Source organism: Bradyrhizobium diazoefficiens, from assembly GCF_016612535.1.
In the GTDB taxonomy this organism is placed as follows: domain Bacteria; phylum Pseudomonadota; class Alphaproteobacteria; order Rhizobiales; family Xanthobacteraceae; genus Bradyrhizobium; species Bradyrhizobium diazoefficiens_C.
On record NZ_JAENXS010000001.1, the window covers coordinates 2,463,293 to 2,485,317 of the forward strand.

At 63.9% G+C, this 22,025-nt stretch carries 18 protein-coding genes and 2 pseudogenes; 12 read left to right on the forward strand and 8 right to left on the reverse strand.

Annotated features, from left to right (window positions below; genetic code table 11):
* Positions 1-10 precede the first annotated feature (10 nt).
* The 3 genes and pseudogenes from JJE66_RS11640 to JJE66_RS11650 all read right to left on the reverse strand — a co-directional run.
* Positions 11-388 (reverse strand): Hpt domain-containing protein, encoded by a 378-nt coding sequence (locus JJE66_RS11640; protein ID WP_200514408.1) that lies wholly within the window; start codon positions 386-388, stop codon positions 11-13.
* 158 nt (positions 389-546) lie between these two features.
* Positions 547-1,242, reverse strand: a complete 696-nt coding sequence (locus tag JJE66_RS11645; RefSeq protein WP_200514409.1) for a Crp/Fnr family transcriptional regulator — start codon at positions 1,240-1,242, stop codon at positions 547-549.
* A 220-nt stretch (positions 1,243-1,462) separates the two neighbouring features.
* Positions 1,463-1,970 (reverse strand): annotated as a pseudogene (locus tag JJE66_RS11650) (Crp/Fnr family transcriptional regulator); the annotation flags it as partial.
* 465 nt (positions 1,971-2,435) lie between these two features.
* Between JJE66_RS11650 and JJE66_RS11655 the strand changes: the two are divergent.
* The 7 genes from JJE66_RS11655 (at position 2,436) to JJE66_RS11685 (ending at position 8,959) form a co-directional block, all read left to right on the forward strand.
* On the forward strand, positions 2,436-2,888 hold the full coding sequence (locus tag JJE66_RS11655) for a response regulator (RefSeq protein ID WP_200515331.1): 453 nt from the start codon (positions 2,436-2,438) through the stop codon (positions 2,886-2,888).
* Between the two features lie 418 nt (positions 2,889-3,306).
* On the forward strand, positions 3,307-6,165 hold the full coding sequence (locus JJE66_RS11660; protein WP_200514410.1) for a hybrid sensor histidine kinase/response regulator: 2,859 nt from the start codon (positions 3,307-3,309) through the stop codon (positions 6,163-6,165).
* Positions 6,166-6,188: 23 nt separating this feature from the next.
* Positions 6,189-6,659, forward strand: coding sequence for a chemotaxis protein CheW (locus tag JJE66_RS11665; RefSeq protein ID WP_200514411.1), 471 nt, complete (start codon positions 6,189-6,191; stop codon positions 6,657-6,659).
* Between the two features lie 34 nt (positions 6,660-6,693).
* Positions 6,694-7,083, forward strand: coding sequence for a PleD family two-component system response regulator (locus JJE66_RS11670; RefSeq protein WP_200514412.1), 390 nt, complete (start codon positions 6,694-6,696; stop codon positions 7,081-7,083).
* 31 nt (positions 7,084-7,114) lie between these two features.
* The gene (locus tag JJE66_RS11675; RefSeq protein ID WP_200514413.1) at positions 7,115-7,993 is read left to right on the forward strand and encodes a protein-glutamate O-methyltransferase CheR; all 879 of its coding nucleotides are present in this window, start codon (positions 7,115-7,117) and stop codon (positions 7,991-7,993) included.
* 2 nt (positions 7,994-7,995) lie between these two features.
* Positions 7,996-8,313: a PilZ domain-containing protein gene (locus JJE66_RS11680; RefSeq protein ID WP_200514414.1), complete on the forward strand. Its 318-nt coding sequence runs from the start codon at positions 7,996-7,998 to the stop codon at positions 8,311-8,313.
* A 142-nt stretch (positions 8,314-8,455) separates the two neighbouring features.
* Positions 8,456-8,959 carry a response regulator gene (locus JJE66_RS11685; protein ID WP_200514415.1) on the forward strand — a complete coding sequence of 168 codons (504 nt, stop codon included), beginning with the start codon at positions 8,456-8,458 and terminating at the stop codon, positions 8,957-8,959.
* 53 nt (positions 8,960-9,012) lie between these two features.
* Here JJE66_RS11685 and JJE66_RS11690 read toward each other — a convergent pair whose 3' ends face one another.
* Positions 9,013-9,318 carry a hypothetical protein gene (locus JJE66_RS11690; RefSeq protein ID WP_200514416.1) on the reverse strand — a complete coding sequence of 102 codons (306 nt, stop codon included), beginning with the start codon at positions 9,316-9,318 and terminating at the stop codon, positions 9,013-9,015.
* A 187-nt stretch (positions 9,319-9,505) separates the two neighbouring features.
* Here JJE66_RS11690 and JJE66_RS11695 point away from each other — a divergent pair, with 187 nt between their 5' ends.
* Positions 9,506-10,141 (forward strand): response regulator transcription factor, encoded by a 636-nt coding sequence (locus JJE66_RS11695; protein ID WP_200514417.1) that lies wholly within the window; start codon positions 9,506-9,508, stop codon positions 10,139-10,141.
* 127 nt (positions 10,142-10,268) lie between these two features.
* Here JJE66_RS11695 and JJE66_RS11700 read toward each other — a convergent pair.
* The 4 genes and pseudogenes from JJE66_RS11700 to JJE66_RS11715 form a co-directional block, all read right to left on the reverse strand.
* Positions 10,269-12,518: pseudogene (locus tag JJE66_RS11700) on the reverse strand (PAS domain S-box protein); the annotation flags it as partial.
* A gap of 135 nt (positions 12,519-12,653) precedes the next feature.
* Positions 12,654-16,193 carry a PAS domain S-box protein gene (locus JJE66_RS11705; protein ID WP_409362829.1) on the reverse strand — a complete coding sequence of 1,180 codons (3,540 nt, stop codon included), beginning with the start codon at positions 16,191-16,193 and terminating at the stop codon, positions 12,654-12,656.
* Between the two features lie 31 nt (positions 16,194-16,224).
* Entirely contained in the window at positions 16,225-16,653 is a 429-nt protein-coding gene (locus tag JJE66_RS11710; RefSeq protein ID WP_200514420.1) for a response regulator, read from the reverse strand.
* A gap of 189 nt (positions 16,654-16,842) precedes the next feature.
* On the reverse strand, positions 16,843-17,547 hold the full coding sequence (locus tag JJE66_RS11715) for a GntR family transcriptional regulator (protein ID WP_200514421.1): 705 nt from the start codon (positions 17,545-17,547) through the stop codon (positions 16,843-16,845).
* Positions 17,548-17,644: 97 nt separating this feature from the next.
* Here JJE66_RS11715 and JJE66_RS11720 point away from each other — a divergent pair, with 97 nt between their 5' ends.
* Genes JJE66_RS11720 through araD form a run of 4 tightly spaced genes read left to right on the forward strand, consistent with a single transcriptional unit; the run spans position 17,645 to position 22,021 of the window.
* Positions 17,645-18,652 carry an ABC transporter substrate-binding protein gene (locus JJE66_RS11720; RefSeq protein ID WP_409362830.1) on the forward strand — a complete coding sequence of 336 codons (1,008 nt, stop codon included), beginning with the start codon at positions 17,645-17,647 and terminating at the stop codon, positions 18,650-18,652.
* On the forward strand, positions 18,652-19,413 hold the full coding sequence (locus JJE66_RS11725; protein ID WP_200514423.1) for an ABC transporter ATP-binding protein: 762 nt from the start codon (positions 18,652-18,654) through the stop codon (positions 19,411-19,413). The genes JJE66_RS11720 and JJE66_RS11725 overlap by 1 nt, the downstream gene beginning before the upstream one ends.
* Before the next feature lie 11 nt (positions 19,414-19,424).
* Positions 19,425-20,288, forward strand: coding sequence for an ABC transporter permease (locus JJE66_RS11730; protein ID WP_200514424.1), 864 nt, complete (start codon positions 19,425-19,427; stop codon positions 20,286-20,288).
* Complete coding sequence (gene araD / locus JJE66_RS11735) at positions 20,285-22,021, forward strand: L-arabinonate dehydratase (protein WP_200514425.1); 1,737 nt, start codon at positions 20,285-20,287, stop codon at positions 22,019-22,021. The genes JJE66_RS11730 and araD overlap by 4 nt, the downstream gene beginning before the upstream one ends.
* Positions 22,022-22,025: the final 4 nt, after the last annotated feature.

Below are 22,025 nucleotides of genomic sequence, written 5' to 3' on the forward strand. Positions count from 1 at the left end.
ACGAAAAGCTCTAGAGCTTTGGATCCTGCTCTCGCGCGGCAGCGTAGGCTGCATCCATCCGCTCCACGAGATCGCTGAATTCGCGCTCGCCGAGCGCGTCCACGGTCCTCTCAAGCCGCAGCGCGAGCGCGGCGAGCCGGAGATACCCGAAAGTCTTGGCCACGCTCTTCAACGAATGCGACTCGCGCCCGATCCTGGCGCGATGCAGGCCGAGGTCGAGCGTGCGAAACAGTTTGAGCCGTGCCGATGTTTCGCTCCAGAACACGGCGCGCACCTCGCGGGCGCCGTCCTCGCCGATCTCGTGCACGAGCGCGCCGAACGCGCCCGGCTCGCGCAGCGGTTCGGTCTCGAGCGCGCCCGGCGCGGGCGCGTAGGTCGCTTCAAACATGGCTCCGTCCCGGTCCCAATTGTGCGCGTCGCAAGCTCTGGGCGCGAGGCGTCGTCGGAACATCTACCTTCATTCCGATTTCGGTTCTGGTCACGAGACGCGCGGTGTTTGCAGGCGGCCGTAAGCACTTGCTTTACCATAGGCCGCTCCGCGCGCGATCAGGACCCGAGCAGCCGGTCGTACTGGGCCTTGACCGTGGCGTAGCATTCGCACGCCGTCTGGCGCAGCCCGTCCAGATTGAGGATCTGGATGTGCCCGCGGCTGTAGTGGATGAAATTGGCCTGCTGCAAAGTATTGGCGACCAGCGACACGCTGTTGCGCCGCGCCCCGATCATCTGCGCCATGGCCTCCTGCGTCAGCAGCAGCCGGTAGTCGCCCGACAGATCATGGGTGTGCAGCAGGCAGCGCGAAAGCCGCGATTCCACCGGGTGCGCTGCGTTGCAGCCCGCGGTCTGCTGCACCTGCGCGTAGACCGCGAGCCCGTGGCGCGTCAACAACGTCCGCAGGGTGGTGCTCTGTTCCGCTGCGATCCGCAGTCGGTCGAGGTCCATCACCGATGCGACGCCGGGAACCAGCACGATCGCCGTGTTCAGCGCGCATGCGTCGCCCATGGTCGAGAGCGTCCCGAGTAGACTGTCGCGGCCGATCATGGCGACCTGCACATGCTCGCCCTTGGCGAGTTTCACGACCAGCGAGATCACGCCGCGATGCGGGAAGTAGGCGCGCTTGAGCGTCTCGCCGGCCTCGACCAGCACTGTGTCATGCGGCAGATCGACGGTGCGCAGATAGGCACGGATCAACTCATAGTCGTCTGCCGTAAGCGCCGACAGGAAACCGTTGGATGGGCGCACCATCGTTTCCAAAGCTGCCTCCAGCCGTCTTCACAGGCGAACGCCTGTCGGCGAATTCACCGTCCCTTGCACGGGTAAGTTCCATCATGTTCCCGTCGGGATATGTTGGCAATTGGTACATTGTTCACATGCAAGTGCCGGCAATCGCCTGATACCTCCTTGCGTGCGCACCAGCATGCAGCAGCCTGCATCGATCTGGCGTCATCGCCGGGCCTCCAGCAGGCGCGTGGTGCGCCTTCACCGCGGCATAACAGTCGCAGGCGGTCGCTTCCAGCGCGCGCAGATCGGTGATTTCGATCTGGCCCCGGCTGTAGCGGATGATGCCGGCACGTTGCAGCGCGTGTGCGATCAGCGAAATGGCGTTGCGCCGCACTCCCATCATCTGAGCCAGAGTCTCCTGCGTCAGCGGCAGGATTTCGCTGACGGACATATCCCGGGCACGCAGCAGCCAGCGCGCCAGTCGCGCCTCGACCGGCGATCGCCGCACCTCCGCCGATGATGCCGTCGCGGCCGAGCATTGCCACCTCGATCGTCTGTGCTTCGGACAGGCCCACCGTAAGCGAAACGGTACCGTCGTGTGGAAAGTAGACGTGCCGCATTGCCGCACCTGCTTCACCCAAGACAGTCGTCCTGACCAATTCAATCCTGGTGACGTGAGGGCGCAAAAGATCGAAGTTTGCCGCGTCCAGCATCTGCAGCAATCGGTTGGGCGATGGGCTGCTCGCGGTCATGCAAAATCAGTCCAGTATGCTCATGAGGCGTCGGCGCCGCGCTTCGACATCCAGTTGCGTGACAACATAAACATATTCTATGGGTTGTGTGCTGTCCATATACCTGTTGGGGGGCAGACAGCTCGCCGCATTTGCGGCGGAAGTAAGAACTGCGCGCTGATTCGCGCGCACGCCCGGCGAGCGAGTCCTGCGTCACCGGCCGGAAAAGGATGGCAGGAGCTTCATGCGCCGGAAACGGGCAATCGATCGCAGGCATTGCATCCGCAGTTCCATGGGACGTCCGCTGGTCCGCGCCACCTTGCTCGTTCGCCGGTTCTTTTCAGCCGTCGGCAATTGCTTCGCGCCATTGCGTAGCCTGGCCACAGATTTCGCATTGATCCCATTCGCATGTTGCGCCAGGCCGGCCGCGCGCGGTCATCATCAATTCAATGCAAGCGAGAGGAGCACGGCGTGCGCCACGGTTCGATGATTGAATCGCCGAAGCGGGACATTCAAACGAAGACAGAAAGTCGGCGGCATATTCTCGTTGTCGACGACGACCCGATGGTGTGCATGGCCATCGAGATCTATCTCCAGCGAAACAATTTCCGGGTCACGATCGCGGACGGGGGAGAAGCGGGACTTCGCGCTCTCAAAAACGAACAGCTCGACCTGATGATCATCGACATCTTCATGCCGCACATGCGTGGGTTCGAATCGGTCCGGCTGTTTCACGACCGTGCTCCCGCCGTTCCGTTGATCGCGATGTCCGGCTACGCCTTCGCGGATCTGAATTCGCCCGCGCCCGACTTCCTGAGGATGGCGCTGGAGCTCGGCGCTGCGCGCTGCCTGCGCAAGCCGTTCACGCCGGACGCGCTGCTGGCCTCCATCAGGGACTGTCTCGCCGAGCACCATGCCGCTGCCACGCGGCTGGGTTAGCGCATTATCGACCGCGACGCCCGCGCGGTAAGCGTTCGTTTACCGCAAGCACAGGTCTTGCGGATTTCATCGGCACATCGGCACACACTGGCAGCCTCGATTCCGATCGCGGGTGATTTGATTCAACTCGCGCGATACGTGCGTATCATTCGATATTCGCTGGATTTCTTTTCGCATGTCGCGAAGCCGTTATCCGCGCGTTTACCTGTCGCGCTCCGACCGGAAGCCGCATGCAGGATTTGCCGAAAGCCGTGGCGACATGCGCTCGAACGGCAAACTTCTCTTCAATATCCGTATTAGCACGGAGGCTGAAATTAACGGGACCGTGAAATGGGTTGTCTAACGATCTAGACCGCGGACTTCCGCCGATTCCAGGTGCGGCCCAGGCGTAGAGGTCCAGCTCAGTAAGGCGTAGCTCATGGATGATCTGTTGCGGGAGTTTCTGACGGAGACCAGCGAGAGCCTGGACACCGTCGACAATCAGCTGGTGAAGTTCGAGCAGGAGCCGAACAACGCCAAGATCCTGGATAACATCTTCCGCCTGGTTCACACCATCAAGGGTACGTGCGGCTTCCTCGGACTGCCGCGGCTTGAAGCGCTGGCGCATGCCGGCGAGACGCTGATGAGCAAGTTCCGCGACGGCATGCCGGTGACCGGACAGGCCGTGACGTTGATCCTGTCCTCGATCGACCGCATCAAGGAGATCCTGGCCGGCCTCGAGGCGACCGAAGCCGAGCCCGAAGGCACCGACCGCGACCTCATCGACAAGCTGGAAGCGATGGTCGAGCAGGGCATCGCCGCGATGTCAGCGTCGACTTCGCCGATCACGTCCGGCTCGGCGCAGCCGATGCCGGCAGGGGCCACTGTTCCCGTTGCCGAAGCCCCGCCGCTGGTGCCGGAAGCGCCGGCCCCTGTCGAAGCCAAAGCCGCACCGGCAAAAGAAATGACCCAGGGCTCGCTGATCGATCAGACCCTGGAGCGCCCGCTGCGTCCGGGCGAAGTGTCGCTCGACGAGCTCGAACGCGCCTTCCGCGAGACCGCGATCGAAGCGCCGGCTCCCGCACCCGTTGCCAAGGTTGACGTCAAGGCCGAGCCGGCTGCTGAAACCTCGGCGCCTGTCGCCAAGGAAGCGAACAAGGAAGCCGCGAAGCCTGCCAAGGACAAGGCCGCGCCGAAGAAGGCGATGGCCGACGAGGCCGCAGGCGAAGGTGCCAGCATCGCCAACCAGTCGATCCGCGTCAACGTGGATACGCTGGAGCATCTGATGACCATGGTCTCCGAGCTGGTGCTGACCCGCAACCAGCTCCTGGAGATCTCCCGCCGCAACGAGGACACCGAGTTCAAGGTGCCGTTGCAGCGCCTCTCCAACGTCACCGCCGAGCTGCAGGAAGGCGTCATGAAGACGCGCATGCAGCCGATCGGCAATGCCTGGCAGAAGCTGCCCCGCATCGTCCGCGATCTCTCGGGCGAACTCGGCAAGCAGATCGATCTGGAGATGCACGGCGCCGACACCGAGCTCGACCGCCAGGTGCTCGACCTGATCAAGGACCCGCTCACCCACATGGTGCGCAACTCCGCCGACCATGGCCTCGAGACCCCCGCCGAGCGCCTCGCGAGCGGCAAGGGCGAGCAGGGCACCATCCGGCTCTCCGCCTATCACGAGGGCGGCCACATCATCATCTGCATCGCCGACAACGGCCGTGGGCTGAACACCGAGAAGATCAAGGCCAAGGCGATCTCCTCAGGTCTCGTCACCGAGGCTGAGCTCGACAAGATGTCGGAAGCCCAGATCCACAAGTTCATCTTCGCACCCGGTTTCTCGACCGCGGCCGCCATCACCTCGGTGTCGGGGCGCGGCGTCGGCATGGACGTGGTCCGCACCAATATCGACCAGATCGGCGGCACCATCGACATCAAGTCGGTGGCCGGCGAGGGGTCTTCCGTCACCATCAAGATCCCGCTGACCTTGGCGATCGTCTCCGCGCTGATCGTGGAGGCCGCCGGTGACCGTTTTGCGATCCCGCAGCTCGCGGTGGTCGAGCTGGTGCGTGCCCGCGCCAACTCGGAGCACCGCATCGAGCGCATCAAGGACACCGCGGTCCTCAGGTTGCGCAACAAGCTGTTGCCGCTGATCCACCTCAAGAAGCTCTTGAAGATCGACGACGGCGCGGCCTCCGATCCCGAGAACGGTTTTATCGTGGTGACCCAGGTCGGCAGCCAGACCTTTGGCATCGTGGTCGACGGCGTGTTCCACACCGAAGAGATCGTCGTGAAGCCGATGTCGACGAAGCTGCGTCACATCGACATGTTCTCCGGCAATACCATTCTGGGCGACGGCGCGGTGATCATGATCATCGATCCCAACGGCATCGCCAAGGCCCTCGGCGCGTCCGGCTCCTCGGCCCATGACATGGCCGACGAGGCCTCCGGCCATCACGCCTCCTCGGGCGAGCAGACCACCTCGCTCTTGGTGTTCCGCGCCGGCTCCAGTCAGCCCAAGGCGGTCCCGCTCGGGCTCGTCACCCGCCTGGAAGAGCTGCCCTCCGACAAGATCGAGTTCTCCAACGGCCGCTACATGGTGCAGTACCGCGAGCAACTGATGCCGCTCGTCGCCATGGAGAGCGTCACCATTGCCAGCCAGGGCGCCCAGCCGATCCTGGTGTTCTCCGATGACGGCCGCTCCATGGGCCTCGTCGTCGACGAGATCATCGACATCGTCGAGGAACGGCTCAACATCGAGGTCGGCGGCTCGGCAAGCGGCATCCTGGGCTCGGCCGTGATCAAGGGCCAGGCCACCGAGGTGATCGACGTCGGCCACTTCCTGCCGATGGCGTTCGCCGACTGGTTCACCCGCAAGGAGATGAAGCCGTCGATGCACTCGCAGTCGGTGCTGCTGGTCGACGACTCGGCGTTCTTCCGCAACATGCTGGCGCCGGTGCTCAAGGCCGCCGGCTACCGCGTCCGCACCGCGCCGACCGCGCAGGAGGGCCTGGCTGCGCTGCGGGCGCAGAGCTTCGACGTGGTCCTGACCGACATCGAAATGCCCGACATGAACGGGTTCGAGTTCGCGGAAGTTATCCGCTCCGACAGCAATCTGGGCGCGATGCCGATCATTGGCCTCTCCGCGCTGGTGTCGCCGGCGGCGATCGAGCGCGGCCGTCAGGCCGGCTTCCACGATTATGTCGCCAAGTTCGACCGTCCCGGTCTGATCGCGGCGCTGAAGGAGCAGACCGCGGGTGCCGCTGGCGCCTCCGAGCTGAACCGGGCGGCGGCGTGAGCGGCGCGAGAGGAGAGGCCAAGATGAGCAAGAAGATGCAGACCGGCGAAGGCGCCATGGTCGAATACGTCACCGCGATGATCGGCGGCCAGCTGTTCGGCCTGCCGATCTCCCGCGTCCAGGACGTGTTCATGCCCGAACGCGTCACCCGCGTTCCGCTGTCCTCGCGCGAGATCGCGGGTGTCCTGAACCTGCGCGGCCGCATCGTCACCGTGGTCGACATGCGTGCCCGGCTCGGCCTGCCCAAGCCCGAGGACGGCAAGCCGCCGATGGCGGTCGGTGTCGACCTGCGCGGTGAATCCTATGGCCTCTTGATCGACCAGATCGGCGAAGTGCTGCGGCTGGCCGATGACGGCAAGGAAGACAACCCCGTCAACCTCGACCCCCGCATGGCCAAGCTCGCCGGCGGCGTCCACCGCCTCGACGGCCAGCTCATGGTCGTCCTCGACGTCGACCGCGTCCTCGAGCTCGCGCCCGAGATGATGGCGGCCTGAACTTTCACCAAAGACATTTAGCCGGAGAACCAAGATGAAGACCTGTTTGGTGGTTGACGATTCCAGCATCGTACGCAAGGTCGCCCGTCGCATCGTCGAAGCGCTGGGCTTTCAAGTCCTGGAAGCGGAAGATGGCGTTGAGGCGTTGGTTCATTGCAAGAAGGCGATGCCCGAAGCCGTCCTGCTCGACTGGAACATGCCCGTCATGGACGGCTTCCAGTTTCTGGGAACGCTGCGCCGCATGCCCGGCGGCGAAGAGCCCAAGGTCGTGTTCTGCACCACCGAGAACGGCATCGACCACATCACCAAGGCGATGGGCGGCGGTGCCAACGAGTACATCATGAAGCCGTTCGACAAGGAAATCGTGTTGGCGAAGTTCCAGGAGGTCGGACTGGTCGCGCGCGAAGAAGAAACAGCTGTCTGAAAATACACCCGCTAGCGTCAAGAGGCTTCCTGTGAACCCGCCCGACTACGAGTATCTGCGTAAGTTGCTGAAAGAGCGCTCCGGTCTCGACCTGTCCGCCGACAAGCAATATCTGATCGAAAGCCGCCTGCTGCCGCTGGCGCGCAAAGCCGGACTCTCCGGTATCAGCGAACTCGTGCAAAAGCTGCAAGGCGGCTCGAGCGCGCTGATCACCAGCGTGGTCGAAGCCATGACCACGAACGAGACCTTCTTCTTTCGCGACAAGGTCCCATTCGATCATTTCCGCGACACCATCATGCAGGACATCATCAAGGCCCGTTCCGCGCGCCGCAGCGTGCGGATCTGGTGTGCCGCAGGCTCGACCGGGCAGGAGCCCTATTCGCTTGCCATGACCTTGAAGGAGATGGGCGCGGCCCTGACCGGCTGGCGCATCGAGATCATCGCAACTGACCTTTCGCAAGAAGTGTTGGAGAAGGCCAAGGCCGGCGTCTATAGCCAGTTCGAGGTCCAGCGCGGCCTGCCGATCCAGATGCTGATGAAATATTTCAAGCAGACCGGCGAGACCTGGCAGATCAATCCCGAACTGCGGGCGATGATCCAGCATCGGCAGCTCAATTTGCTGCAGGATTTCTCCCACCTCGGCACGTTCGACGTCATCTTCTGCCGCAACGTCCTGATCTATTTCGATCAGGAGACCAAGATCAACATCTTCAACCGCCTTGCCCGCCAGATCGAGCCCGACGGCTTCCTGGTGTTGGGCGCGGCGGAAACCGTGGTCGGACTGACCGATACGTTCAGGCCGATCGCCGATCGGCGCGGCCTCTACAAGCCGAACGATCCGCGTGTCGCAGCGGCCAAGCCGGCCGAAGGTTTCGGCGCGCCGCGCATGGCGGTGATGGCAGGACGATAGGCATGGCCGAGGATGGCAAAGGCGCAGAGCGTGTCACGTTCAGTCGCGGCTATGATGTCTGCATCATGGCCATCGACGGCACCTGGCGCCGCGACTGCAAGCTGAACGCGATTTCCGACACCGACGCCATCCTCACGGTGGAGGGCTCGATCCAGGGGTTGAACCTGAAGGAGTTCTTCCTGCTGCTGTCGTCCACGGGCCTTGCCTACCGCCGCTGCGAGTTGGTGCGCGTCAACGGCGCCGAGATGGACATTCAGTTCCTGCGCGGCAAGAACCGCAAGAAGCGCGGCGCAGCCAGTGGCCATGACGCGGTGGCGTGATCGCCACGCGCATCGTGCCGCCCTTTCCTGACGCGTTGCTTCACATTTTCTGAAAACATCCAGACGAATTCGCAGAGCCGGCTTTACGTGGCCTAAGCGCGCACCGTGTATCAATGGCCGGTCGCAATTTCAGGGTCCGACCATGCCAAGAAGCTCTCTCTCCCCCATCCCGTCAAATCTGCCCGACAATTCCGAGCGGCGCGCGCTTCAGCTCCTGGTGGTCGACGACGACGCCACACAGCGCAGCCTGATCACGGTCGCCGCCAAGCAGGCTGGCCATGAAATCGCCGTTGCGCCGTCGGTTGCGGAAGCCATCGAAAAGCTGCGCGCCGCGCGCTTCGACTGCGTGACCCTCGATCTCGTGCTGGAGGACGGCGACGGCGTCGACGTGCTGCGCGAGATGGCGGCGGCGAAATTCTCAGGCTCCGTGATCGTGATCAGCGGTATGGACGGCAAGCGCCGCAGCGCCGCCCGCAGCTTCGCGCGTTCCGTCGGCATCGAGCTGCAGAGCCTGCCGAAGCCGCTGGATCTCGCGGCGCTCCGCATCAGCCTCGCCAATCTCGGCAAGACGGCGATGGGGCTGCCGACGATCCATACCTGGGGCGGTGTGGCCACCGATGCGATCGTGGAACGGCACCGCGCCTGAGGCGCGGAGCTGCCATGCAATCGGCTGCGGCAAATCAGCCGCGCTGATTGCGCCTACGCTGCATTGCCGGATTCCGCCAGATTCTGCAGGGCGCGGCCGAGCTCCGCCCGGCAGGTGTTGAGGGCGGCGGTCGCCGTGGCATAGCGGGGCGTGACGTCGTCGAGCACCACGACCTCGGTGGAACCCAAGATAGCGCTATCGTTTTCAGGCCCCACATCTTCCGAGGCCATGGCGGCGTCGATCAGACGCACGCTGATCTCGATGCGGGTGATCAGGGAGCGAAGTTCGGCCGCGATCAGCTGACGGCTGTCCGTTTCAGCCATTGCAGCGAGCGGGGGCGTGCCGGCGTAATTTAGCATGGATATTCTCCGTTCCCCGCAATAAGGCACCTCACCGCTACTTGTGCGTTAAGTTCATGTCCCGTACAAATGCGGGTGGGCCGAATCTGCGCCGAAAGCCATAATTTGAGGCGCGGACGCGAGTCCTTGGATGCCGAATAGACTTGGCGATCGACTTAGTGATCGACTTGGCGAATGGACATGGCACATGGTCGAACAACCCCCCCGTGGTGAGATCTTCGTGGTCGATGACGACCCTGCTGTTCGCGACACCCTGTCGATGGTGTTGAAGGCGGCGGGCTACGAGGTGATCTGTTTTGCGGACGGCGCAGCACTGCTCTCGGTCGCGCGAAACCGCACACCGGCTGCGATCCTGCTCGACGTGCACATTCCCGGAAAGTCGGGTCTCGACATTTTGAAGGAGCTGCACGGCGAGGACTATCCGGCCCCGATCTTCATGATCTCCGGCCAGGGGGACATTACGATGGCAGTGGGCGCCATCAAGAGCGGCGCGCTCGACTTCATCGAGAAGCCGTTCCGCGGCAGCGAGATCGTCGGCCGGCTGGACGAGGCGATCGGCGCTTATGCACGCAGGCAGGCGGAGAATGCGTCGCCGAAGTTCGGCTCGCTGCATTTCCCCGGACGCGAGCCGTTGACCCGCAGGGAGCGCGAGGTGCTCGAGCAGTTCGCTGCCGGTGCCTCCAACAAGGAAGCCGGCCGCACGCTCGGCATCAGCCCGCGAACCATCGAGGATCACCGCGCCAACATCATGAAGAAGCTCGGCGCACGCAACGCCGCCGATCTGATCCGCATCGTGATGACCGCGGCCCAGCGCGCGTCGTAACTTTATCCGTGAGATGCCGTAGCCCGGATGGAGCGAAGCGAAATCCGGGATTTGCGCTTGCGGCACGATCTCTCCCGGATTGCGCTTCGCTCCATCCGGGCTACGGGCCTCATTAGGTCGGCAGCACTCACCCGCCCAGCGCCTTGCGGATGATCCGCGCCAGATCCGACTTGCGATAGGGCTTTGCCAGCAGCAATACGCCTGAATCCAACCGACCGTGATGGATGATGGCGTTCTCGGTATAGCCGGAGGTGTACACCACCTTCAGGTCAGGCCTGGTCTTCAGGAGCTCGTCGGCGAGCTGCCGTCCGTTTATCTTGCCGGGCATGATCACGTCGGTGAACAACAGGTCGAACGGCTTTCCGCTCGTGACGATCGCGAGCGCCTCCGCGGCATTGGCGGCTTGCAGGGTGACGTAGCCCAGTGAATGCAATTGTGCCAGCACGTAGTCGCGCACCAGCCGGTCGTCCTCGACCACCAAAACGGTCTCGCATCCGCCGACGATCGGCGCCGGCGCTGCCACCTCGCTGCTCACGGCGGCGGGATTGCCAGGCGGCAGATACATCTTGACCGTGGTTCCGTGGCCCTGCTCGCTGTAGATCTTGATGTGTCCTGCGGACTGCTTGATGAAGCCATAGACCATGGACAGCCCGAGCCCGGTGCCCTTGCCCGGCTCCTTCGAGGTGAAGAAGGGTTCGAACACCCTGGCGAGCATGTGGGGCGGGATACCGGCACCGGTGTCGCTCACCGCTATCAGCATGTAATGGCCGGGCGGGATATCGTTGGCGCTGGCATAGACCTCGTCGAGATAGGCGGCGCCCGTCTCCACGATCAGCTTGCCGCCGTCAGGCATCGCGTCGCGGGCATTAAGTGCGAGGTTGAGGATCGCGGTGGTGAGCTGGTTGGGATCGACGGTGGCGACGCAGATCTCGTCCTCGAACGCGGATTCGATCTGGATATGTTCGCCAAGCGTCGGCCGCAGCAGCTTGGCCGTTTCGATGATCAACGAATTAACGTCGGTCTCGCGCGGTTGCAGCGGCTGCTTGCGCGCGAAGGCGAGCAGATGCTGCGTCAGCTCGGCGCCGCGGGCCGCAGCCTCGTCGATCATCCTGGCGATGACCGCAAGCTGTGGCTCCGTCGCCACCGCCTCCGCCAGGATCCCGATCGTGCCGGTGATGACGGTGAGAATGTTGTTGAAATCGTGCGCCACGCCGCCGGTCAGCTGGCCGACCGCTTCCATCTTCTCGGCGTGGCGGATGCGCTCATCGGCAGCGATCTTGTCGGTCAGATCACGATAGAACGAATTGAAGAGGATACCTCCATGTCGCCGGAGCGCCGTGACGCTGAGCTCGGCCCTGAACTCCTTGCCGTCGCGTCGCCGTGCGACAATTTCACGCCGCGGGTTGGTTAGCCTTTCTTCGCCGGAATGCAGGAAACGCTGCAGCGCGGCGTTGACGCTTTCGCGCTCGCCACCGGCAACGAACAGGTCGATGGCGTTTCTGCCGATCGCCTCCTCGCGCCGCCAGCCGAAGAGCTTTTCGGCCTGTGAATTCCAGCTCAGGATGGTACCGGTTTCATCGGTCTGGGTGAATGCATCGAGCGACGTCTCGACGATTTCGCGGGCGAGCCGCTCGCTCTCGCGCAGGGATTCTTGCGCAAGCCGAACCTCCTTCATGTCGCGCCCGATGAAGAAGAAGCGTTTGGTCTGCTCCGACCAGTTGCCGAGCCAGGACAGCCACACTTCGTGCCCGTCCTTGTGGAGACAGCGATTGTCCGAGAGTTTCGGCCGCTCGCCGCGCCGCAGCGCGCGCACCTCCTCGCGTGAGCCCTCCAGATAGTCGGGATGCATGAACATGGTGCAGAGATGGCCGATCATCTCCTCCGGCCGATAGCCGAGGATGGCTTGGCAGCTCGGGCTGATCTGCACCACATAGCCCCTCGCGTCCGTGATCATGATCAGGTCCTGCGAGGTATCGAAGAGCTGTTGCCGCTCCTCCAGCGAGCGTTCCGTTCGTCGCATCTCGGAGACGGCGCGCGCGACCTTGGTGGCGCCGATGGTCTCGCCGGTGGGCCCCCGGATCGGCAAGAGGCTCAGCAAAACCTCGACCGCGCCGCCGTCCTTGCGCAGGCGTAATGTCTCGTAGGGTGCGATCGACTCGCCCCGCGCGATCCGGCTCAGATTCGCTTCCGTCTCGGCGCTTCGATCGGCGGGGACGATCAGGGAAATGGACTGGCCGAGGACTTCGTCTGCGGCGTAGCCATACAAGCGGGCTGCCGCGTCGTTCCAGCCGATGATGGTGCCGTCCAGCAATTCCGAGACGATCGCATCATCCGGGGCTTCGACCATTGCGCTGAACAGGTGCTCGCGAGCGGCGTGAAGGTCAGGAGCAAAATGTTGCGCGGATTTTCGACAGTCTGCAAGCAGTTTGCGATTGAGCGGGCGCTCGTCCCGCCCATTGTCGATTGCAGATGCGGCTATGCACCCTCGCGTGCATATACAGACGTGCAGGCCTCAGCTGTCCAGCGCCTTGCGCAAGATCCTGGCCAGATCCGACTTGCGATAGGGCTTTGCCAGCAGCAATACGCCTGAATCCAACCGGCCGTGATGGATGATGGCGTTCTCGGTGTAGCCGGAGGTGTAGACCACCCTGAGTTCGGGCCTGGTCTTCAGGAGCTCGTCGGCGAGCTGCCGTCCATTCATCTTGCCGGGCATGATCACGTCGGTGAACAGCAGGTCGAACGGCTTTCCGCTCGTGACGATCGCGAGCGCCTCCGCGGCATTGGCGGCTTGCAGGGTGACGTAGCCGAGTGAATGCAATTGTGCCAGCACGTAGTCGCGCACCAGCCGGTCGTCCTCGACCACGAGGATAGTCTCGTGCCCGCCCTCGATCGACGCCGGCGTCACGCCTTCGCCGACGGCCGTCGGCGTCTTGCCGGGCGGCAGGTACATCTTGATCGTGGTGCCGTGGCCCTCCTCGCTGTAGATCTTGATGTGTCCTGCGGACTGCTTGATGAAGCCATAGACCATGGACAGCCCGAGCCCGGTGCCCTTGCCCGGCCCCTTCGAGGTGAAGAAGGGATCGAACACCCTGGTCAGCATGTTCGCGGCGATACCCGAGCCGGTGTCGCTCACGGCGATCAGCACGTAGTGTCCGGGCGCGACGTCGTTGGCGCTGGCATAGACCTCGTCGAGATAGGCGGCGCCCGTCTCCACGATCAGCTTGCCGCCGTCAGGCATCGCGTCGCGGGCGTTGAGCGCGAGGTTGAGGATCGCGGTGGTGAGCTGGTTGGGATCGACGATCGCAACGCAGCTCTCCTCCTCGAACACGGACTCGATCTGGATCTGCTCGCCCAGGGTGGGCCGCAGCAATTTTGCGGTGTCGATGACCAGCGAATTGATGTCGATTTCGCGCGGTTGCAGCGGCTGCTTGCGCGCAAAGGCGAGCAGGTGCTGGGTCAGCTCGGCGCCGCGTCCGGCAGCCTCGTCGATCATCTTCGTGATCGCCGCAAGCTCCGGCTCCTTCGCCACCGCGTCGGCCAAGATCTCGATCGTCCCGGTGATGACGGTGAGGATGTTGTTGAAATCGTGCGCCACGCCGCCGGTCAGCTGGCCGACCGCCTCCATCTTCTCGGCGTGGCGGATGCGCTCCTCGGAGGCGATCTTGTCGGTGAGGTCGCGGTAGAACACGTTGAACAGGACGCCCTCGCGGCGCCGCAGCGCCGTGACGCTCAGCTCGGCCTTGAATTCCTTGCCGTCGCGGCGGCGAACCATGAGATCGCGGCGGCGGCTGAGCGTCTGGCTGTCTCGGGAATCGAGGAAACGCGCAAGACCGGCCTTGACCCTCTCGCGCTCGCTCTCCGCGACGATCAGATCGACCGCGTTCCTGCCCAGCGCCTCCTCGCGCCGCCAGCCGAACAGCTCTTCGGCCCGCGAGCTCCAGTTCAGGATGGTGCTGCGGTCGTCAGTCTGGACGAAGGCATCAAGCGCGGTCTCGACGATGTTGCGCGCGAGCTGCTCGCTTTCGCGCAAGGACTCCTCGGCGTGCCTGGCCTCGGTCATGTCGCGCCCGACGAAGAAGTAGCGGTTGGCCTGATCCGACCAGCTGCCGAGCCAGGATAGCCAGACCTCCCGCCCGTCCTTGTGGATGCAGCGGGTGTCGGCAAGCTTCGGGTGCCCGCCGCGTCGGAGCGCGCGCATCTCCTCGCGGGATTGATCGAGGTGGGCGGGGTGAATGAAATCAGCACCGCTGCGGCCGATCATCTCGGCGGGCCGGTAGCCGAGAATGGCCTCGCAGCTCGGGCTGATCTGCACGACGGCGCCCTGCGAGTTCATGATCATGATCAGATCCTGCGAGGTGTCGAAGAGCTGCCGCCGCTCCTCGATCTGCTGTTGCAGTGCCCGCTCGGCCCGCCGCGCTTCGGTCAGGCTGCTTGCCGACCCGCAAACGCCGACGATCTCGCCCGAGGGGCCTCGGATCGGCGAAAGGCTGAGTGAGATCTCGACTGGCGTGCCATCCTTGCGCAGGCGAATCGTCTCGAAGCGTTCGATCGGCTCGCCGCGGGCGATCCGCTGTAGATAATCCTTTCCCTGCTCGCGGCGGTCGGGCGGAACGATGATCGAGGTGGATTTCCCGATCGCTTCTTCGGCCGAATGGCCATAGAGGCGTTCGGCGGCGGGATTCCAGCCCGTGATGATGGCATCGAGCGATTGCATCACGATCGCGTCGTCGGATGATTCGACAGCGGCGCTGAACAAGCGCTCGCGCGCGGCATGATGGCTTCGCGCGGCCTCGGTGCGGCGATGCTCCTGAACCTCGCGCTCGAGCGCGGCGGTCTTCGCCCGCGTCTCTTCCACCATCTGGGCAAAGGCCCGCGCCAGAACGCCGGTCTCGCCGCTGGCATCGACGGGAATATCGGCCGGGCGTCCGCTGCCGATCGCCTCCACCGCCGCGGTCAGACGCCCGATCGGACGAGTCAATGAGCGCGCCAGCAGCACAGCGAGCGAAGCCGCGGCGAGGACGGCAAGCAAGCCGACCAGCAAGGATGTTTTTTGGATCGCCGCCGGCACGCGGCCGAACACGGCAGGAGGAACGGTCTCGATGACCGCGACCCAATCCTTGCCCGCAAGCAGCGCCGGCGCGATCGCAGCGCCGCTTGGCCCCGATCGGTCGGCTACGAGCTGCGTGGACCCCTCCAGCTTGCCGGTCTGGGCCGCAAAAAATGGAAAATCATCGCGCCAGTTGGTGGGACGGCCTCGCGATGCCCCGAATTCTCGCGTGCGATCGGGATGGACGAGATAGTCGCCGCGCAGATTCACGACGTAAATCTCTCCCCCTCTGTCCGTGGTCGAGCGGATGCGGTCCAGTGCGGGACGCATGTCGATATTGGCGATGATGATACCGAATGGCTTGCCGTCCGGTGTGAACAGCGGCGTCGCCACCCGCAAGGTCGGGATGTGAGGGGCCGTGGTCCCCCCCTGGCGGGTGGCGAGATCAATCGGCGAAACGTAAATTTCGCCCGGCGCCAGTCGCATTGTGTCCTGGAAATAGGCTCGCTCGCTCTTGCGCTCCAATTCGCCGTTGGGGACGATTCGTGCTGTGCCGTTCGGACCGGCGCGATCGACGTGGACCAGCTCGCGCTCGTCATCGTCGACACCGATGATTCGAAACTGGCCGTAGCTGGGTTTGGCCTCGATCTCGGCCGCGAGTCGCGCCGCGATGCGCTCGCGCCAGGTTTGCTCCGAAACGCCGTCGACAGCGTCGATGCCACCACCGATGTGGGCGCGGATCAGACCGTTGATGGCTGCGGCGGAGCGATAGCCGAGCAGATCGCCGCGAGCTCCGGCAACGTAGGATTCGAGATTGGTCGCCAGCAGGCGTGACTGGGCTTCGACCCGTTCCAGGACCCGCGGAATGACGGCTTGGCTGATGTTGCGATAGCCCAGCCAGCCGACTGCGGCCACCGTAACCGCGACCAGCAGGATCATTGCGACGGCCAGCCGGGTTGCGAGCGTCATGTTGGCCTTCGCGCCGCGTCGAGAATGGACCCGAATGTTCCGCTACGGTGCGACATGGATGATCCCGTCATCGGCTTCCGGCGCCGGCATCGGGTTGCGGGCGGGATGATGGTTGCGCCGATTTCAGGCAGCCGTCGACCGCGGCCAGCAATACGTCGGCCCGGAACGGCTTCTGCAGGCTCGCGACGGCGCCGAGCTTGGTCGCCATCTTCAAAAAGTCCGGCTCGGCATAGGCGTCCGGCGTGATCGAGCGGCCGGAAATGACGATGATCGGAATGGTTGCTTGCAGCGCCCGGACATGGCGCATCGTCTCCAGCCCGTCCATGCCGGGCATGAAGATATCGAGGAATAGCAGGTCGAATTGATTGCCCTCGACCAGAGCGAGCCCCTTGCGGCCATCGCCGGCGACCGTCACGTGGTGACCGGCCCGCTCCAGGAGCAGCCGGATCGTGAGCTGAACGGCCGGGTCGTCATCCACGATCAGGATGTTGGCCACGTCATCAACCTCCGGGTCGGGCAGGAATGTTCCCCGCGACCCAAATCAAAGCTCCAATGCGAAATTGTTGCGCGGATTCCGCTCAGCCTGCAAGCACTTCGCGCTCCATCCGATCGTCGGCCGCCGCGCCTTTGTTCCGGCGCGAACCATATGCATGCTTGCGTGCAGATGGCTCCTCGGCGCGCGCACCTAGTCGGTGAGGTACTCGGGATAGCGGCTTCGGATCGCGTCCAGCTCGCTCAACGTGCCTGACAGGTGCTTGCGCAGATGCTGCTGTGCCGCATCGGCGTCTGCTGCTTCAATGGCGCGCGCGATCAGTCTGTGATGGCGCACGATGTTCTGGGCCTTGCCGGGCGAAGGCAGATGCAGCCGGCGCAGCCGGTCGATATGTCCGCTGCGGCTGCGCACCAGCATCCAGAGGTCCTGCTTTCCGGCGGCGGCATAGAGCTGAGCGTGGAAATCATTGTCGCCGGCCATGAAGGCCTCGAAGTCGCCGGCCTTGGCGAATTGCTGTTGCAGCGCGATGGCGTGGTCCAGACGAATGATCAGGGACGGATCTGGCTTGTCTGCAAGGAGCCGGACGATCTCCAGCTCCAGCGCCTGGCGCAGAAAATGTGCCTGTTGCGCGCGATCGACGTCGATCTGGCTGACCACGGTCGCATGCTGCGGGAACACATCGACCAGACCCTCTTCCTCGAGCCGCATCAGTGCGTCGCGCACCGGCGTCGAGCTGACGCCGAACTGGCCGGCCAATTCGGCGCGCGACAGCGGCGCACCGGGCGGAAGCTCCAGGGCGATGATCGCGTTGCGCAGCCGCTCGAACACCTGCGGCGCGGCCTGCCGGGCGCGGTCGAGCCGGGCAGTCGCGCGCGGCGCGGGATGGGCTGATTCCATGGCGACGGCTCCGGCGGACTTGCCTTTGATGCACTAATGCATTAGTGCATCAGCGCGGTCGCGCGTCAATGCCGACCGGAGGAAACGAACAACAATGATGAAGCTCTTCCAGATTGGCTTTGCCGCCATCGTCTTGACGGCCGCAACGGCCCTGCCGGTGAAGGCACAGCAGAAATCCGAGATCTCCCTGTCGCGGCAGCCCGGCATTTTCTACATGCCGAGCCACATCATGGAGAAGCAGAAGCTGATCGAGAAGCACGCGGCTTTGCTCGGCGTGCCGAATGTCACCACCAAATGGGTGACCTTCTCGGGCGGCGGTGCGCAGACCGATGCGCTGCTCGCAGGCGGCGTCGACATCCTCAACACCGGCACGGGCAATCTGCTGCTGCTGTGGGATCGCACCCGCGGCGGCGTGAAGGGGATCGTCGCGACCTCGGCGCAGCCGATGACGCTGATCAGCCGCGACGCCAACATCAAGTCGATCAGGGATTTTGGTCCGGGCGACAAGATCGCGGTGCCGACGGTGAAGATCTCGACGCAGGCGATCGTGCTTCAGATCGCGGCCGCCGAGGCCTTCGGTGCCGACCAATGGTCGAAGCTCGATGCCAACACCGTTCAGCTCGGCCATCCCGACGCCTATGCGGCACTCGCCAATCCCAAGCATGAGGTGCACAATCATTTCTCGATCCCGCCCTTCACGTTCCTGGAACTGAAGAACGTGCCGGGCGCGCATGTCGTGCTGAATTCACCCGATGTCATGGGCGGCCCGCTCAGCCAGGCGCAGTTCTTCACCACGACGAAATTCGCCGACGCCAATCCCAAGATCATCCAGGCGGTGCGTGATGCCACCAAGGAGGCGCAGGACCTGATCCGCAGCGACACCAAACAAGCGGTCGAGATCTACAAGGAGATCACCGGCGACAAGACCTCGCTGGAGGAGCTGCTCGATCTCCTCAAGCAGCCCGGCATGATGGAGTGGAATCTCGAGCCGCAGGGTACGATGAAATTCGCCGCCCATCTTTACAAGACCGGCACGCTGAAGACCCAGCCCAAGGCCTGGACGGACTATTATCTCCCCGTCGCGCACGACCTGAAAGGCAACTGATGGCGCTGCTCGACGTCAGCGGGGTGACGCTGCGCTACAAGACCTCCAGCGCTGTCGTCACCGCCACCGAGAGGGTGAGCTTCTCCGTCGACAAGTCCGACCGCTTCGTGCTGCTCGGCCCGTCCGGCTGCGGCAAGTCGACCCTGCTGAAGGCGGTCGGCGGCTACATGTCACCGAGCGAAGGCCGCATGACGATCGGCGATCGTGAGATCCGCGGCCCCGGTGCCGACCGCATGATGATCTTCCAGGAATTCGACCAGCTCTTGCCGTGGAAGAGCGTACTCGCCAACGTGATGTTTCCGCTGCTCACCGCGCGAAAGCTGTCGCGCAAGGACGCCGAAGCTCGCGCGCGGGCCTATATCGACAAGGTCGGTCTCACCCGCGTGGTCGACGCCTATCCGCACACGCTCTCCGGCGGCATGAAGCAGCGCGTCGCGATCGCGCGCGGCATGGCGATGGAGCCGGACATCCTGCTGATGGACGAGCCGTTCGCGGCGCTCGACGCGCTGACGCGGCGAACCTGCCAGGACGAGCTGCTCCAGCTCTGGAGCGAGACCAAATTCACCGTGCTGTTCGTGACACATTCGATTGCGGAAGCCATTCGCATCGGCAACCGCATCCTGCTGCTGTCGCCGCATCCCGGCCGGGTCAAGGCCGAAGTGGTTGATGTCGACAAGGTCACGAACGAGGACGGAAGTGCGGGCCGGCTGGAGAAGGAGATCCACGATTTCCTGTTCGCCGGCGAAGCCACCGCGCATTGAGGGAGCCGCTCATGGGCGAAGCGAGAATATTGCTGCGTGACGCGCCGATTGTGGCCACGAGTGGCGCAGCCGAAGTCGAGCGCAAGCTCAGCGCGCCTGAAATGTTGTGGAACGACGGCTTCGTCCGGAAGGCCGTCATCATCCTGTTCCTGGCAGCGGTCTGGGAGGCTTACGGCGTTTATCTCGACAATCCTTTGTTGTTTCCGACGCTGCACGATACGATCGTCACGCTGTGGGAGCGCGTGAAGGACGGCACCATTCCGCTGCGGGCCTGGGCCTCGCTGAAGGTGCTGTTCATGGGATACTCGGCCGGCATCGCGCTCGCCGCCATTTTCACGGTCCTCGCCATCTCGACCCGCATCGGCACCGATTTCCTGGAGACGGTGACGGCGATGTTCAATCCGTTGCCGGCGATTGCGCTGCTGCCGCTCGCCTTGATCTGGTTCGGGCTCGGCAATGGCAGCCTCGTTTTCGTGCTGATTCATTCGGTGCTGTGGCCGGTCGCGCTCAACACTCATTCCGGTTTCAAGAGCGTGTCCAACACGCTGCGTATGGTCGGGCGCAATTACGGCCTGCGCGGACTGCCCTATATCGCCAGGATCCTGATCCCCGCGGCCTTCGGCTCGATCCTCACCGGCCTCAAGATTGGCTGGGCCTTTGCTTGGCGCACGCTGATCGCGGCCGAGCTGGTGTTCGGTGTGTCCTCGGGGCAGGGCGGACTCGGCTGGTTCATCTTCGAGAACCGCAATCTCCTCGATATACCTGCAGTCTTCGCAGGCCTCTTGACGGTGATTATCATCGGGCTCTTTGTCGAGAACCTGATCTTCCGCGCCATCGAGCGGAACACCGTCCAGAAATGGGGCACGCAATCATGACCAAGAAAAAAACACCGGACCAGCTCCGCAGCGCGCGCTGGTTCGCGCCCGACGATCTCCGCTCGTTCGGCCACCGCTCCCGCGCCATGCAGATGGGCTACGCGCCCGAGGAGTGGAAGGACCGGCCGTGCATCGCGATCATCAATACCTGGTCGGACGCGCAGCCCTGCCACATGCACTTCAAGTCCCGCGTCGACGACGTCAAGCGCGGGATCCTGATGGCCGGCGGCCTGCCAATCGAGTTGCCGGCGCTGTCACTGTCGGAATCGCTCTTGAAGCCGACCACGATGCTCTATCGCAATCTCCTTGCGATGGAAGCCGAAGAGCTGCTGCGTAGCCATCCCGTTGACGGCGTGGTGCTGATGGGCGGCTGTGACAAGACCACGCCGGCGCTTTTGCTCGGCGCGACCTCGATGAACATCCCCGCGATCTATCTGCCGGCAGGCCCGATGCTGCGCGGCAACTGGAAGGGCAAGACGCTCGGCTCCGGCTCCGACGGCTGGAAATATTGGGACGAGCGGCGCGCCGGAAAAATCTCCGACAAGGACTGGCTCGACATCGAAGCCGGCATTGCCCGCAGCTACGGCACCTGCATGACCATGGGCACGGCCTCGACCATGACCGCGATCGCGGAAGCGATCGGCATGACGCTGCCCGGCGCCTCCTCGATTCCCGCCGCCGACGCCAATCACATCCGCATGGCCTCCGAATGCGGCCGCCGCATCGTCGAGATGGTGTGGGAAGATCTGACGCCGAAGACGATCCAGACCCGCAAAGCCTTCGAGAACGCAATCGCGGTGGCGATGGCGATGGGCTGCTCCACCAACGCGATTATCCATCTGATCGCGCAGGCCCGCCGCGCCGGCCAGGACATCGGGCTCGACGATTTCGAGATCGCGAGCCGCAAGGTGCCCGTGATCGCCAATGTGCGGCCGAGCGGCGATGCCTATCTGATGGAAGATTTTTTCTATGCCGGCGGCCTGCCGGCCCTGATGAGTCAGATCAAGCCTCATCTGCATCTCGACTGCATCACCGTAAGCGGAAAGACCCTTGGTGGGAACATCGCCTACGCCGAAGTTCACAATGACGACGTGATCCGCTCGGTCGACAATCCCATTTACAAGGAGGGCGCGCTCGCCGTGCTCAAGGGCAATCTCGCGCCCGACGGCTGCGTCATCAAGCCCTCCGCCTGCGCGCCGCGCTTTCTCAAGCACACCGGGCCCGCGCTGGTGTTCGACGACTATCCCGCGATGAAGAAGGCGGTCGACGATCCCAATTTGGACGTCACCGAGGATCACATCCTCATTCTGCGCAATGCGGGCCCGCAGGGCGGCCCGGGCATGCCCGAATGGGGCATGCTGCCGATCCCGACCAAGCTCGTGAAGCAGGGCGTGCGCGACATGGTGCGCATCTCGGACGCGCGCATGAGCGGCACCAGCTATGGCGCCTGCATCCTGCACGTCTCACCGGAATCCTACATCGGCGGCCCGCTGGCGCTGGTGCGGAATGGCGATCGCATCTCGCTCGACGTCGCCGCGCGCACCATCAATCTCGATGTCCCCGAGGCCGAACTCGACAAGCGCCGCTCCGCCTGGAAGCAGCCCGAGCGCCGCTTCGAGCGCGGCTATGGCTGGATGTTCACCAAGCACATCAAGCAGGCCAATGACGGCTGCGACTTCGACTTCCTGGAAACCGATTTCGGCGCGCCGATTGGCGAGCCGTCGATTTATTAAAGGA

Bases quoted from the DNA above. Each gene is read 5' to 3' on its own strand.
- JJE66_RS11660 (WP_200514410.1), top strand. From the start codon at position 3,307: ATGGATGATCTGTTGCGGGAGTTTCTGACGGAGACCAGCGAGAGCCTG.
- JJE66_RS11645 (WP_200514409.1), bottom strand. From the start codon at position 1,242: ATGGTGCGCCCATCCAACGGTTTCCTGTCGGCGCTTACGGCAGACGAC.
- JJE66_RS11670 (WP_200514412.1), top strand. From the start codon at position 6,694: ATGAAGACCTGTTTGGTGGTTGACGATTCCAGCATCGTACGCAAGGTC.
- JJE66_RS11685 (WP_200514415.1), top strand. From the start codon at position 8,456: ATGCCAAGAAGCTCTCTCTCCCCCATCCCGTCAAATCTGCCCGACAAT.
- JJE66_RS11715 (WP_200514421.1), bottom strand. From the start codon at position 17,547: ATGGAATCAGCCCATCCCGCGCCGCGCGCGACTGCCCGGCTCGACCGC.
- JJE66_RS11665 (WP_200514411.1), top strand. From the start codon at position 6,189: ATGAGCAAGAAGATGCAGACCGGCGAAGGCGCCATGGTCGAATACGTC.
- JJE66_RS11725 (WP_200514423.1), top strand. From the start codon at position 18,652: ATGGCGCTGCTCGACGTCAGCGGGGTGACGCTGCGCTACAAGACCTCC.
- JJE66_RS11690 (WP_200514416.1), bottom strand. From the start codon at position 9,318: ATGCTAAATTACGCCGGCACGCCCCCGCTCGCTGCAATGGCTGAAACG.
- JJE66_RS11720 (WP_409362830.1), top strand. From the start codon at position 17,645: ATGAAGCTCTTCCAGATTGGCTTTGCCGCCATCGTCTTGACGGCCGCA.
- JJE66_RS11680 (WP_200514414.1), top strand. From the start codon at position 7,996: ATGGCCGAGGATGGCAAAGGCGCAGAGCGTGTCACGTTCAGTCGCGGC.
- araD (WP_200514425.1), top strand. From the start codon at position 20,285: ATGACCAAGAAAAAAACACCGGACCAGCTCCGCAGCGCGCGCTGGTTC.
- JJE66_RS11730 (WP_200514424.1), top strand. From the start codon at position 19,425: ATGGGCGAAGCGAGAATATTGCTGCGTGACGCGCCGATTGTGGCCACG.
- JJE66_RS11640 (WP_200514408.1), bottom strand. From the start codon at position 388: ATGTTTGAAGCGACCTACGCGCCCGCGCCGGGCGCGCTCGAGACCGAA.
- JJE66_RS11695 (WP_200514417.1), top strand. From the start codon at position 9,506: ATGGTCGAACAACCCCCCCGTGGTGAGATCTTCGTGGTCGATGACGAC.
- JJE66_RS11655 (WP_200515331.1), top strand. From the start codon at position 2,436: ATGATTGAATCGCCGAAGCGGGACATTCAAACGAAGACAGAAAGTCGG.